Raw genomic sequence first — 14,297 nt, forward strand, 5'->3', positions numbered from 1 at the left:
AAAATGGATAATACGTTTAGTACCTCTAAATTAATCCTCGTTGGTTCTCTACTTATGGCTACGGTAATAGGTGGGTTTATTGCTTGGTCTATGATGGTTCCGTTGAGTTCTGCATCTGTGGCGAAAGGGAATTTAGTTGTCGAAAGCAAAAGGAAACAGATTCAGCACCTTCAAGGTGGATGGGTGAAAGAAATCCTCGTCAAGGATGGAGAAAAAGTCAGTGTAGGGCAGTTACTTGTTGAGTTGTCTGATGCCAAATCTGAATCTGACTATCGTCGCTATCAATATCGTAAATATTCTCTCGAAGCTCAAAAAACGCGCTTATCTGCTTTGTTAAATGGAAAGGAAGAACTTGTATGGCCTGAGGATATGACTCAGTTAACGGATGAGTCGTTTGCATTAGCGCCTATATTGAGTAGTGAGTTACTCCAGTTTCAGCAAGGCCAACTTAGGAAAGAGTTATTGGTGTCACTTTATGAGCAAAAAACGACGCTCTATCAAGAGAAAATTAAGGGGAACTCGTTTCAAAGAAAAGCGATTGCCACTCAACGTGACCTGATCCAGCAAGAAATACAAATGACCAAAGGGCTGGTGGCGAAAGGGTATGTCTCTAAAACTCGCATGCTTGAGTTACAGCGTCACTACTCAAGAATTGATGCCGAATTGGCAGAGATAAACGTTTCGATTGATGTGTCAAAGCGAGAGCTTGAAGGATTACATAAGACATTTGAAAGCCAAATGCTTGAGCTCAAACGTGACTATTCAAACCAGCTAACAGCAATAAATGGTGAGATCAGAGATATCGCGCAAGTGCTTGGTCAAATTGAAGACGTCAGAGATCGAATTCAGATTCGGAGTGAGTTTGATGGACGTGTTGTTGGCTTGAATATTTCGAGCGTGGGTGGTGTGGTTAAGCCAGGTCAGGTGTTGATGGAGATTGTGCCTGATAGCGATGAATTGATAGTAGAAGCCATAGTGTCACCGAAAGACATCGATATTGTAAGAACAGGACAAGATGCAAGGGTTCGTTTGACCGCCTATAGTGCACGTGAGGTGCCGCCTGTTACTGGTCAAGTGATCAACGTGTCGGCAGATAGAGTGGTCGATGGTGGAGACAACTCTGAATCCGATCAGGGCTACTTAGTGAAGATTCGCTTTGATAAAGCGGATCTTCTCCAACTTCAAAGCAAACAGGGCGTTGAATTGTACCCAGGTATGCTGACTGAAGTGCTCATTTTGGTTGAGGAACGGACTCTTTGGGATTATCTCATTGGCCCAATCTCAAACGGTATTGGCCGAGCAATGAGGGAGTCATAATGAATGAGTCTATGGTGTTTTGGTTGGGTTTTTATGGTCTGTTCTTTGCGCTAAGCACATACGTTGGTTATCGAACCGACAATCTCGTCGCTGGTGTTCTTTTAGGTTACGTTCTTGGTCCAATTGGGTTTGTCATACTTTTAATGAGTAGCAACCGAAAGTACGGACGTTGCCCTCATTGCAACGCAAAGGTTCACAAGCACGCTTATCACTGCCATTGTTGTGAGCAAAAATGCTACAAGCAGTTAGTGTAGGTGATTCAGTATTTAAGTGATTAATAAGAAGTGATAATTAAAAAGCCCACACTCCTGAGTGTGGGCTTTGTTTTTTTGGAGAGGATAACAGGGCAGTTATACCTCGGTAGAGTCAGGGAATTGGATATCAGCGCTATCTAAATCGCTCCAAACGACAACTTCTTGGCCTGCATCGTTCTCGAATCGATAACCATAGAGTGAACCTGTATCAATATTACTGCCTTGGTAAATACTCTCTATATCACTGCTCATTTCTACGTGGCTTTCAGTTAACTGCCAGCCCCAACCTGATACGTCGATACTGCTAGCACCGGTACAAACGAATTGTCCTGAAGTTTCACCAGCGGTGTTATTAGCAGCGATCTTATCAAGCGCTAAAGAGAGCTCAGTGTCTGAGGAATTAATTTTAACACCTTCAAGCTCTTGGAATGCGTTGTGGCTCATGTCAATCATGTTAGATTGATTGTTATTGTCGACTAAGAGTACATCAAAGTCGGAACCGCCACTGAAATGCACAACGTTGTTTTCACCAGTATTCAGCTCATTAGAATCAAAGACGAGTTGGTCGTTACCCGCACCACCAAACAATCGGTCGATACCTGCACCACCATCAAGAACATCATCGCCTACTTGACCATAAAGTGTGTCGTCACCTGAGTCGCCAGACAGAGTATCATTGCCGATACCGCCGTCTAACGTATCGGCGTTGTCGTTACCGCTTAGTACATCGTTGCCTTCTCCGCCTGACACGTAGTCATCGCCTGTACCGCCCGATAGGGTATCATCGCCTTCTGCACCAAATAACATGTCATCACCTCCATTACCTGAGAGAGCGTCATTTCCGTCTTCACCATACAGCTCATCGCTGCCACCTCCACCTTGGAGATTATCATCACCAGCACCGCCCCAAAGAGCGTCAGAACCAGAGTCACCTTTTAGCGTATCGTTACCAGCGTCACCATATAGAGTGTCATTACCTGAACCGCCAGAAAGGTAGTCGTTACCTTCACCACCACGCAGTGTATCGGTATCATTTTGACCCCAAAGTGAGTCGTTTCCTTCGCCGCCCTCTAAGGCGTCGTCACCGGAACCACCGTAGAGTTTGTCGCTCTCTGTACCGCCGTATAAGCGGTCAGCACCTGAACCTGCACTCAGTGTATCGCTACCATCGCCACCATAGAGTGTGTCCTCGCCAGAGCCTGTCGTGATTTTGTCGTTACCTTCGTTACCTTGAACCGTGTTCGTGCCCGCATTTACTGTGATGTTGTCATCACCAAGGCCACCTTGGATTTGGTTAGATCCACCTTGTGCAGTAATGGTGTCGTTTCCATCTCCACCGTCGATGGTGTTGTTACCGGTGCCGGTCAAAGAGATTGAATCGTTACCTGTACCACCGAGTACGGTATTGTTGTCACCAGAGACTGTGATAGTGTCATTGTCATCGCCACCATCAATGGTACTCGAGCCCGCACCTAACACTTCAATGGTGTCGCTACCAGATCCACCTTGGACACTATTGTTTGACCCAGTGAGCTTAACGGTATCAGTGCCTTCACCACCATCAACAATATTATTGTCTGACGCATCTTCAATGTAGTCAGCACCTGCGCCGCCAAGCAGGGTATCAGAGCCAGAACCCCCTAGCAGAATGTCGTCGCCAACATCACCTGATAGGGTATTAGTGCCGCCCTCTGCAAGTAGTTTGTCATTACCTTCACCACCTGATAGCGAATCATTGCCTTCTCCGGAGTAGAGTTGGTCATCGCCTTTATCCCCGTAGAGTTGGTCGTTACCAGCGCCACCAAAGATTAGGTCATTCTCGTCACCGCCTGAGACGATGTCATTACCCTCACCAGCATCAATTAAATCTTCCCCTTGATTACCGGATAGGTGGTCATTCCCACCAGCTCCATACAAGGTGTCATTGCCTTCTCCACCGGTGGCAGTGTCAGCCCCTGAACCACCGAAGAGGGTGTCTTCACCTTGACCAAGAGAAATTTGATTGGCTCCAGCTTCTCCATAAACAACATCATCACCAGTACCCGCATCAACCGTGTCTTTACCTTCGCCAGCAAAGAGCGTGTCATTACCACCGGCGCCGGTGATTGTGTCATCGTCAGCACCGCCATAGAGAGTATCTGCTGAGTTACTGCCTATAAGTGTGTCGTTGCCTTCACCACCATAAATGTTGTGACTACCGGTCGCTGCAGCAGTTAAGGTATCGTTACCTTGTTCGCCAAGAATGGTGTCTTGTCCGTCGTCGGTAATGATGTCATCGCCATCACCACCAGCGATAAAGTCGTAGCCTTCGCCACCGATCAGCTCATCATTGCCCGCACCGCCGAATAGGGCGTCATTACCCACGCCGCCTTTCACGACATCGTCACCAGCGCCAGCATCAATATGGTCATCACCAACCCCAGCATCAACAACATCGTTGCCGTCACCGGTAAAGGCTTGGTCGTTACCATCACCTAACGACACAGTATCTGCGCCAGTGCCGCCATAGACGACATCATCGCCGAGACCTGTTTCAATCGTATTGTTACCTGATTCTCCATAGACGGTGTCTGAGCCTTCACCTGTATTCACGATGTCATCGCCAGAACCTGCGAAAACCGTATCGTCGCCTTGGCCTGAGCTAATCGTGTCATCGCCAGCGCCGCCGGAAAGTAGGTCATCTTGGATCGAGCTGATTAAGCGGTCGTTACCATCTTCGCCGTAGATTTCACTTCTGCCGGTACCGCCATCAAGAATGTCATTACCTTTACCACCCACTAGTATGTCGTCACCCGCATCGCCCATTAACACATCGTCACCGGCATCACCGACCAATGTGTCGTTGCCTTCGCCACCTTCTATTTGGTCGTTACCTTCGCCACCAAATGCGATATCGTGTCCAAGACCTAGAGAAATAGTGTCGTGTCCGTCGTTACCTTCAACGATATCATCGCCGGCATTCGCGGTGATGCTGTCGTCATCGGCTCCGCCAAACAATTTGTCGCTTTCGGTAGAACCCACCAAGGTGTCTTGACCAGCCCCTCCGTAGAGTTCACTTGAGTTCAAACCGGCGGTAAGTGAATCGTTACCCGCTTCTCCGAAGAGTTGGTTGTTGCCTGAGTTGCCAGAGATAACATCATCACCAGCGCCTGCGAAAACTTGGTCATTACCTGCACCTGAAGCAATGGTATCGTTGCCGGCGCCTGTAAATGCTTTATCGTGACCTTCACCTAAATCAACGTTGTCGGCACCTGAGCCAGAGAAAACAACGTCATGGTCAATGCCTGAGGAAATGGTATTGTCTCCATCTCCAGCATAAATGGTATCGTGACCTTCAGATGACTCTATAGTATCGGCACTACTGCCCGCGTAGACCAAATCATCCCCAGCACCGGTTACGATATTATTGGCACCGTCGCCAGCGTAGACGGTGTCGTGTCCAGTGCCAGAATCTATATTGTCGTTACCCGAATCCACGTAAATGGTGTCATCACCAGAGCCAGTGCTGACCGTGTTATGACCTGTTTCACCGTAAACTGTGTCAGCGCCTTCACCTGTGTCAATGTTGTCGTCACCCGCACCTGCAAAGACTTGATCATCCCCTAGGCCTGTAGTGATGGTATCTTCACCTTCATTGGCATGGACAATGTCATCACCTTCGCCACCATCAATAGTATCATTACCTTCGCCACCGAAGAGTTGGTCGTTACCGGTGCCGCCCGTTAGATGGTCATCGCCAGCATCACCATAAAGGGTATCGTGGCCTTCACCGCCTGATAGAGTATCGTCACCAAGTTCACCGACTAACGTATCGTGTCCTTCACCGCCTGAAACGGTGTCGTCACCATCACCGCCGAGAAGTAGATCGTTACCTTGAGCCCCTGAAATAGTGTCGTCACCAGAGCCACCAAGAACGAAGTCGTCGCCTTCGCCGGCTAAGATCGTGTCAGCACCTTCTTCACCATGAATTTCATCATGACCAGCACCACCTTCGATGTGATCATCACCTTTACCACCGAACAGCTTGTCTTGGCCATCACCACCGTAAAGAGAGTCAGTGCCGTCATCACCAATTAGAGTATCGTTGCCAATTCCGCCTGAAAGTTGATCGTCACCGATCTCACCCATAAGTAGATCATCACCTTCGCCACCTTCTATTTGGTCGTTGCCGTCTGAGCCGAGTAGGGTGTCGTTTCCTGTGTCTCCAGACAACACATCATCACCACTACCGCCGACCAAAACGTCATCACCGATGCCACCGTGTAGTGTGTCGTCATTAATATCGCCATCTAGGAAGTCATTACCTGAGCCACCGTAAATGGTGTCGTTGCCTTGCTGACCTTTCAAAATGTCATCACCCGCACCGCCGTCGATGGTATCGTCGTAGATGTTGCGTACTTGAATATCCATTTCAGCAATTTGAGCAATGGGTTGGTCTGCGTCATCAAGGAATTGGAACGTCACGTTACCACTCTCACCAATGGATGATTCAGGTAGATCGATATCGACATTGATTGAACCATCAGGCGATACTTGAACCAGCTGAGTGGCTATAATGGTGCCTTCCTCGTCGGTGATTTGAACCGTAACATTGGTGCCTGCGACAAATCCGCTAGCAGACGTTGTTGTGTTTACGGATTGATTGACCGCGAAATTATCGAGTCTGATAGAGTGAGCGCTTTTCTCGCCTTCAGATGATTGTTCAAATTCGTAAACGGTGTGCGCGTTACCCCAAGAATCATCAGTTGATGATTCAGTGTTTTCTTGATGGGTTTCGTATTCTACGTCGCCTAGAACGGTATCTGCACCTTCACCCGAGCTTATAACATCGCTACCTTCACCTGCAGCGACAAAGTCGTCTCCGCCTCGTGTTTCAATGGTGTCGTTACCAGCACGGCTGTTAATATTGTCATCTTGAGATGTACCTACAATTACATCATCGTGTTTTGTACCTTCCATGAGCCTTCTCCTAGCCAAATAACAATGGATCTATGAACTTAACGTTTAAATAGCATTTATGATGCCAGTTTCATATTTATGGTTATAGATAAAGAGTAGACGGATTAAATAGGAATGCCACGAAAGTTTAGAAGCCTTTATTTAATAAGGGCTAGAAGGAGAAACTGTAGGCGAGTGTGATGGCTCCATCTTTGAACCTTCCTGTGTTCTCACCTCGTTCTGAGCGGTTCCAGCGATTCCCAGAATAATTGTTATATTGCAAAGAGATTGTACCTGGTCGCCAATCAAAATAGCCAAAACCGTAGGTATAGTCGGGGTTCCAGGGTTGTTGCTGGGATTTATCAAAATAGTAAAACGCAGTTCCGTTGACGTACCAGTTGCCAAAAATCGAATATTTGCACCCTAAACTCAACGTTTGGTGATTTCGTTGGTAACTCGTCGTCGCAAGATCAAAGAACTCAGGGGTCAAGTTATAATCCACTTGGCAACCAATAGCGCCATCCTCGGTGAAACTCAACCAGTCCAATAAAGGTGGGGTCACTGGAAACTTCCACCCTAACGCCCAGGTTCCTTGATCAAATTCGGTAACGCGCTGACCCGGTTCAGGGTTGAAACGATTCCCACCGTAATTGGAATAAACCAAACTAAATGTGTACGGTCGCCAGTCGCTGTAACCAAAGACATAGGTGAAGTCGGGGTTCCAATCTTGCTTTTGGTCTTTGTCCCAGTAGTAATAGAAGGTGCCTGACACAAACCAGCTTCCTGCGATGGTGTACTTTAATGAAAGCGTGGATGTGGTGTTGTGGTTAGCCGGGCCTTGCGCGCTGCCCGAAGGAATATTGGCTGATTCCGTTTGTGAAATGGGGTGATGGTAAGCAATGTTGCCACTCAAACCATCAAACAGTTCGCGGTCTTGCCAATCTTGAAACGGGAATTCAAATGAGCTGCTTACACCTTTCCATATTTTCTCTAGTTCATCATCAACTTGTTCATTACTGGTAGCCGCAGCAGAAGTAGAGAGTGCAGTTTTACTTTCACTTTTAGATGCGTAGGGGGCAGTGTTAGCAAGGAAATTGTCAGTGTGCCCGAGCGATGGCTTTAATAACAAAGTACATACTATAAAAAAGGGTAGTGATTTTTTTGTCATATCTAACAATTAACCAAACGTCATAATGTTATTGAAGCCACAACTCAACCATAAGGTGTAGAAATTAATGCGAAATTGTTTGCATTGCCACTGATTGAGTCTAACCTAAACTTATATACCTCGCGAACAAAAAGCCGAAAATATAATCGGCAAGTGATTGATTTGTGAGACAGCGTCAGGACAAACGTTAAGGTTAGGGATGAACGACATTCTGCTTGTTGACGACAATAGAACCATGCTTATCTACATGAGCTCTGTGCTCAAAAAGAGGGGCTATAAGGTTCATACCGCTGATTGTGGTGAAAAAGCGCTAGAAATCTTAGCGGAATCTCAGGACATCCAGTTTGTTCTGAGCGATTGGATCATGCCCGGAATGAGCGGTTTAGAGCTGTGCCAAGCACTCAAGTCTCGAGATTATCAGCGCTATATTTTCTTCGTATTACTCTCTTCCAAAGGTGATGAAGCTTCTATTATCAACGGCATTGATGCGGGTGCTGACGACTTCGTCGATAAAAAAACATCTGTTGACGAGTTAGAAGCAAGGATTCGTGCAGGATTTCGAACGCTCCAACTGCATAATGCATTAGTCGACAAAAATGAGCAGCTTGATCGCGCCTACGAAACCATAAAACGCGACTTAGACTCTGCGGGTGATTTGATTCGCCATATCCTTCCTAAAACTCATTCGTTTACGTGTGTTGACCTGAGTTACATCTCTATTCCGAGTGCCCAAATTGGGGGCGATATGCTCGGCTACATGCAATTAGATAAAGACCATGTCGCTTTTTACTTGTTCGATGTAGCAGGTCACGGAGTCTCGTCAGCGTTGATGTCGTTTTCGGTTCAAACCAGTTTGGCTGTAACGGAGGGGAATGCCTCAATCGTCCTCAAAGAAGAGGAGGGGCGATCGACAATCGCCGCGCCTGAAGAGGTGGTGAGCAAACTCAATCAAATGTATATGAGTGGAGATCGAAACATACTTTACTTCACCATGATCTACGCGGTACTCAATATTAACACCGGCCTTATGTCTTATTGCTGCGCCGGTCATCCCCCTTTGGTCTGGTATCACGGTGCGAATAATCAAGCTGAACTTATCGGCCATGACAACTTCGTCGTTGGCGCGTTCGACGACATTGAATACCAATCTTCCATCATACAGTTAGAGCCTAATGACAAGATTTGGTTTTACTCTGATGGGATTACGGAAGCTGAACAAAGTGGTCAGCAGTTTACAGAAGATGGTCTACGCAGTGCCATCGAACAACTTCACCAATACCCAACCAATCAACAGACTGAAATGCTGGTGAACCAAGTTCGCAACTGGCAAAAGTCGGAGTCATTTCAAGATGACGTGAGTGTATTGGTAACCGAATGGAAAGGCCCTCTAAAAGGAGACGCAGAATGCGATATGAAATTAGTGAACAAGGCAACAGCACAGTTCTTCAAATAATAGAAGAAAGATTCGACGCAAAACTTGCCCCAGAGTTTCGTTCTGAGATTGAAACGTTGATCCCTGATATGTCGGCAAATCTGGTTTTAGATATTCAGAACGTGAGATTCATGGATAGCAGTGGCCTTGGGGCGGTCATGGGCGTCTATAAATTGCTGAGAGACAAAAATATCAGTGTCGCCAATGCGCAAAGACCTGTACTGGACCTATTTAAACTCACGCGCATGGATCGTCTGATTAAAACTTACGAAAGCGTTGATGAAGCCTTAGCGACTGCTGTTTAAGGGGGCGTTATGAAAGGGATGATACTTGCTGCCGGTAAGGGAACACGTGTAAGACCGATTACTCAATCTATTCCCAAACCCATGATTCCGATATTGGGCAAACCAGTAATGGAATCGATGATAGAACTCTTTGCGCAGCACAATATTAACAAGATCGTTATCAACACCAGCCATTTAGCCGAAGTAATAGAAGGTTACTTTGGAGACGGCCACCATTTTGATGTTCAGCTCTCATACTCTTATGAAGGGGAGCTCGTTGATGGCGAGTACCGAAGCCAAGCATTGGGTTCGGCGGGCGGAATGAAGAAAATACAGCAGTTTTCTGGGTTCTTTGACGAGACTTTTGTCGTGGTGTGCGGTGATGCGTGGATCGATTTAGATCTATCAGAGGCAGTTCGCCAACACAAAAAGAATGGCGGTATTGCGACCATCATTACCAAAAACGTTCATATCGATGAAGTTGAAAAATACGGTGTCGTGGTTACGGATAACAAAGGACAAGTAACCAGTTTCCAAGAGAAACCTTCGAAAGAAGACGCACTGTCGACCAACATAAACACCGGTATCTATATCTTCGAGCCTGCAATCTTTGATTACATACCAACAGAAGGTGAATACGACATTGGTGGCGAGCTGTTCCCAAAACTCGTTGAACACAAAGTGCCTTTTTACGCCGTAGAGATGAAATTTCAATGGTTAGACGTCGGAAATATCACCGATATCTGGAGTGTGACAAAAGACATTCTTGACGGAAAGGTGCCTGGTTACCGAATTCCTGGCACCCAAGTAAAAGCGGGAGTTTGGGTTGGCATTAACTCTGTTGTCGACCTTGAAAGCTGTGACATTCGACCTCCAGTCGTGATTGGCAGCGGATGCAAAGTAGAGAGTGGAGCGAAACTGTTAGGTCCCGCGCTCATTGGAGCAAATTGCCAGCTTGATGAAGGCTGCATTGTAGAAGAGTCGCTTATTTTCGACTACATCCATGTCTTCGACGAGAGTCATGTTAAATACCAGACGATCTTTGGCAACTACTGTATTGGTCACGATGGCATCGAAAACAATGATCTTCAGTGGCGAAACTTACGATCTCACGGAAATCACTCCAGAGTGAGCGATATCCTTAAAACAATCTAATTTTCAAAGGGCGTGGTGCATGTCAGGAAATGAAAAGCAAAGATTCGAACAGGTCTATGAAAGCTCACTTGATGCATCAAGGTTGGCCGCAGAAGCGTTGAATGAATATTGGGTAAAGATAGGCGTCTCTCCTGGGTTAGCCACGCAACTTGAGCTCTGCATTGTTGAAATGGTGAATAACGCATACATCCATGCTTATAAAGAGAAAGAAGGGCAAGAAGTTGTCGTTCGTTGTCAGATTGACCGTGTTAGTGGTCAACCTAACTTATCTTTAGAAGTGTTAGACCATGGTGAGGCGATGACCGATACGGAGCTTGAGACGGCTTTGTCGAATGAGTTTGTTGAAGCGGATCCGACCGATGAGAGTACTTGGTCAACGTCAGGACGGGGATTTCTTATCGTTTCAAGTCTAATGGATAAGGTCGTACTGACTCAGGAACAAGGGCGAAATCGCTTTGTGATGACGAAAGCACTCGAAGCCAATGAACTTTTAGATGGAGCACTATCAACGTAATTGAAGGCTTATTTCGGCTAGGAATATAACAATAATTAGGAAATCTACGGATGGACAACTATTTTCGACAATTCGAGCACCGAGTCCCACCAGAACCGGTGCCTCATAGCATACCGCGTGAATTACTCTACCAGTACCTTGCGACATGTAATCTTACACTCGGGATTTGGTATCTTGGGTGGCGATGGATGTACGCTCTTAACTATGATGCGCTTTGGTTCTCGCTTCCTTTGGCCTTTGCTGAGTCTTGTGCGTTTATTGGCTCATTGCTATTTACTTATAACTTGTGGAAAGTGGAAGATGAGCCTAAGAAAGCCCCTCCGTTTAAAATTTCCGAATGTGTGTCAGACACCGAAGAAGACAGGCCAATCAGCGTTGACGTCTTTTTCCCTAGCTATGATGAAGAGCCAGAACTCGTCAAATTGAGCATTGAAGACGCACAGAAAATCCGTTATCCCCACGCAATTGATATCAAGATCTATATTCTCGATGATGGAAAACGCCCAGAGATGGAAGCAATGGCGAATGAAATGGGCGTCGGTTACATCACCCGAGAAGGTAACATCGGATTTAAAGCGGGCAACCTGCGTAACGCCATGGAGAGAACGAGCGGCGACTTTGTTGTTATTTGTGATGCGGATACGCGACCTTTCCCGACGATTCTAGAAAACACCTTAGGTTACTTTAGAGATCCAACCGTCGCATGGGTTCAGACTCCGCAATGGTTCTTCGATGTGCCTGAAGGGGAGCGACTACCTGATTTAATGGAACGAAAACTTGGCGCTTGGTCGCGATTTATTGGTAAAGGCGTCGAACGAGTGTACGGACCTGTGACATTTGGCGACGATCCGTTTGTTAATGACCCGCAGATGTTCTATGACGTTATCCAGCGTCGACGTAATTGGGTGAATGCCTCGTTCTGTTGTGGGGCTGGTTCGATTCACCGTCGTGAAGCCGTGATGGAGGCAGCGCTAAGAGCCTATGCCGAGCAGATAACGAAAGAGCAAGATGAAGTCGAAAAACAGATTCGCAGATTAACGAAAGAGAAGCAGGTTGATGCCGCTGTCTCGGCGAATTTGAGAGATGAAATTCTATTTGATACTGAGTTCACACCGTACAAGTTCCATGTTTCGGAAGATCTCTACACGTCGATTGTACTTCACTCTGATCGAGAGCGTAATTGGCGCTCTGTGATGCACCCGAGAGTCGAAAGTAAGATGCTGTCACCACAAGATTTACAAACATGGACCGTTCAGAGATTTAAGTACTCGGGTGGTTCAATTGATATTTTCATGAACGATAACCCTATCTTTCGTAAAGGGTTGAACCTTAAACAAAAGCTGATGTACGGAGCGAGCTTTTGGTCAAACCTCTCAGCCATCTGGAATATTATTTTCTTAGCATGTCCTATCGTCTACTTCTTGACTTCCATCGCACCAGTTAGTGCGTATGACGTGACTTTTTACCTGCACTTTTTGCCTTATGTCATTACTGCTGAACTCGCCATGATGATAGGCACTTGGGGAGTGGCTGGTTATAAGGGCAAAACAAACTTTCTCTCGTTCTTCCCTGTTAACTTACGTGCGTTGTGGACGGTACTCAGAGGTCAAAAAATCAGTTTCCCAACCACCCCAAAAGAGCGCCAAACCGGTAATTTCTTTAAGTTAGTCATTCCACAAGCAACGGTCTTCGGACTGAGCCTTTTCAGCCTTATCTACGCTTGGGTGGGACACTCTACAGGAAGTTGGGGAAGCTACTCTTTTGGCGGACTGGTTTTAAATACGTTTTGGATAATTAACAACATGATGGCGATGTGGGGAATGATCGCTGCCGCATTTTGGACGCCACCGACCTCAGCCGAAGGGGAAGAAGAAGTGACTAATTCAGAGGAGTTGAAATATGGGGTTTAAGCAGTCTTTAGTAAACGCACGTCACCATGTGGTATTCATACTTGGATTAGCGACCGCGCTTATCATCGCTTTTAGTATTGAAAGCAGAGAGCCAGGTAGGGTCTTGGGAAACATCACTTTCGAGGTTCCTGAAGATATCCCTTATAAATCCCAGCGTGTTTTGTCAGAGCAAGAGTTTGAATGGGCAAATACCGCTTGGCAATATTTTGAAAACAATTATCAGGAAAACACAGGGTTAGTAAACTCGGTAGACGGCTACCCATCAACCACGATGTGGGATACGGCGTCTTATCTAATGGGCTTACTCGCCGCTGAAAAGATCAATATCATCACTGATAACGAGTTCAATCAACGTATGGATAAAGCGCTAACGACATTGGCTCGAATTCCTTTAGTCGATGGCAAGTTACCTAACAAAGCGTACAACACTCAAACGTTAGAGATGGTGGACTACTCCAACAACCCGAAAGAGAACGGCATCGGTTGGTCTGCGATTGATATTGGTAGAGTGCTAGTACCAATGAACATTTTGGTCTGGCAATACCCTCAGTTTAACGATCAAGTGAATGACGTGCTTAACCACTGGAAAGTCAGCAGCATGTTGAAAGATGGCTACCTCTTTGGTGCTCGACCAACCTCAGGTAATGAAGCCATCATGGAGTTGGTGCAAGAAGGGCGAATTGGCTATGAAGAATACGCGTCTAAATCGCTGGCTTTGATGGGGCGTGATGTTTTCAACTCCATGAAATACATCGATTATCTCGAAATGATCGATATCTATGGTATTCAAATCCCAACAGATAAGCGTGATCCGGCTGAATTCCATGCGCATAACTACGTGGTCAGTGAATCCTATATCTTAGATGGTATTGAGTTCGGCGCAGACAGTGTCTCTAAAGTGTTTGCACATCGAGTATATCAGGCGCAAGAGGAGCGCTATCAGGACACTGGTACATTGACCGCGGTAAGTGAAGACAACGTCGATGAAGCGCCGTATTTTGTCTACAACACAGTCTTTTCAGATGGCAAAAAATGGAACGCAATTTCTGATGACGGCAAAGATCAATCTCATTTAAAAACGTTATCAACAAAAGCTGCATTCGGTTGGTATGCGCTCTATGACACCGACTACACCGAATTATTGATCGAAGAAGCTTCGACGCTTAAATCAGATAACAAAGGATGGTATTCAGGCCGCTATGAATCCGATGGGCGGGTGAATAAAGCGATTACGGCGAATACCAATGGGATAGTGCTTGAATCGCTTGCGTATATTGAAAATGGACCGCTGTTAACGGTTGGCGAACAAAAATAATAATTAGAAG

General features: G+C 46.3%; 10 protein-coding genes. 8 read left to right on the forward strand and 2 right to left on the reverse strand.

Annotated elements, in window-relative coordinates; all coding sequences use genetic code 11:
• Positions 1–3 precede the first annotated feature (3 nt).
• On the forward strand, positions 4–1,317 hold the full coding sequence (locus tag F0231_RS07930; protein ID WP_171759189.1) for an HlyD family type I secretion periplasmic adaptor subunit: 1,314 nt from the start codon (positions 4–6) through the stop codon (positions 1,315–1,317).
• Positions 1,317–1,571 (forward strand): hypothetical protein, encoded by a 255-nt coding sequence (locus F0231_RS07935; protein ID WP_171759190.1) that lies wholly within the window; start codon positions 1,317–1,319, stop codon positions 1,569–1,571. The genes F0231_RS07930 and F0231_RS07935 overlap by 1 nt, the downstream gene beginning before the upstream one ends.
• Before the next feature lie 96 nt (positions 1,572–1,667).
• On the opposite strand, the gene F0231_RS07940 is transcribed toward F0231_RS07935, so the two are convergent.
• Both F0231_RS07940 and F0231_RS07945 read right to left on the reverse strand, forming a co-directional pair.
• Positions 1,668–6,530 (reverse strand): calcium-binding protein, encoded by a 4,863-nt coding sequence (locus F0231_RS07940; RefSeq protein WP_171759191.1) that lies wholly within the window; start codon positions 6,528–6,530, stop codon positions 1,668–1,670.
• Positions 6,531–6,681: 151 nt separating this feature from the next.
• Entirely contained in the window at positions 6,682–7,638 is a 957-nt protein-coding gene (locus F0231_RS07945; protein WP_253825755.1) for a hypothetical protein, read from the reverse strand.
• Between the two features lie 238 nt (positions 7,639–7,876).
• Between F0231_RS07945 and F0231_RS07950 the strand changes: the two genes are divergently transcribed.
• The 6 genes from F0231_RS07950 to F0231_RS07975 are packed head-to-tail and all read left to right on the forward strand — an operon-like array spanning position 7,877 to position 14,287.
• Complete coding sequence (locus F0231_RS07950; protein ID WP_171759193.1) at positions 7,877–9,130, forward strand: SpoIIE family protein phosphatase; 1,254 nt, start codon at positions 7,877–7,879, stop codon at positions 9,128–9,130.
• Entirely contained in the window at positions 9,082–9,414 is a 333-nt protein-coding gene (locus F0231_RS07955; protein ID WP_171759194.1) for an STAS domain-containing protein, read from the forward strand. The genes F0231_RS07950 and F0231_RS07955 overlap by 49 nt, the downstream gene beginning before the upstream one ends.
• Before the next feature lie 9 nt (positions 9,415–9,423).
• Positions 9,424–10,548, forward strand: a complete 1,125-nt coding sequence (locus F0231_RS07960) for a sugar phosphate nucleotidyltransferase (protein ID WP_171759195.1) — start codon at positions 9,424–9,426, stop codon at positions 10,546–10,548.
• A gap of 19 nt (positions 10,549–10,567) precedes the next feature.
• Positions 10,568–11,062 (forward strand): ATP-binding protein, encoded by a 495-nt coding sequence (locus tag F0231_RS07965; protein WP_171759196.1) that lies wholly within the window; start codon positions 10,568–10,570, stop codon positions 11,060–11,062.
• Between the two features lie 50 nt (positions 11,063–11,112).
• Positions 11,113–12,972, forward strand: a complete 1,860-nt coding sequence (locus F0231_RS07970; protein WP_171759197.1) for a glycosyltransferase — start codon at positions 11,113–11,115, stop codon at positions 12,970–12,972.
• A complete protein-coding gene (locus F0231_RS07975) occupies positions 12,962–14,287 on the forward strand; it encodes a DUF3131 domain-containing protein (protein WP_171759198.1) in 1,326 nt (441 codons plus the stop codon). Before F0231_RS07970 ends, F0231_RS07975 begins: the two co-directional genes overlap by 11 nt.
• Positions 14,288–14,297 lie beyond the last annotated feature (10 nt).

The sequence above is a fragment of the Vibrio sp. RE86 genome, from assembly GCF_013114545.1.
Lineage (GTDB): Bacteria > Pseudomonadota > Gammaproteobacteria > Enterobacterales > Vibrionaceae > Vibrio.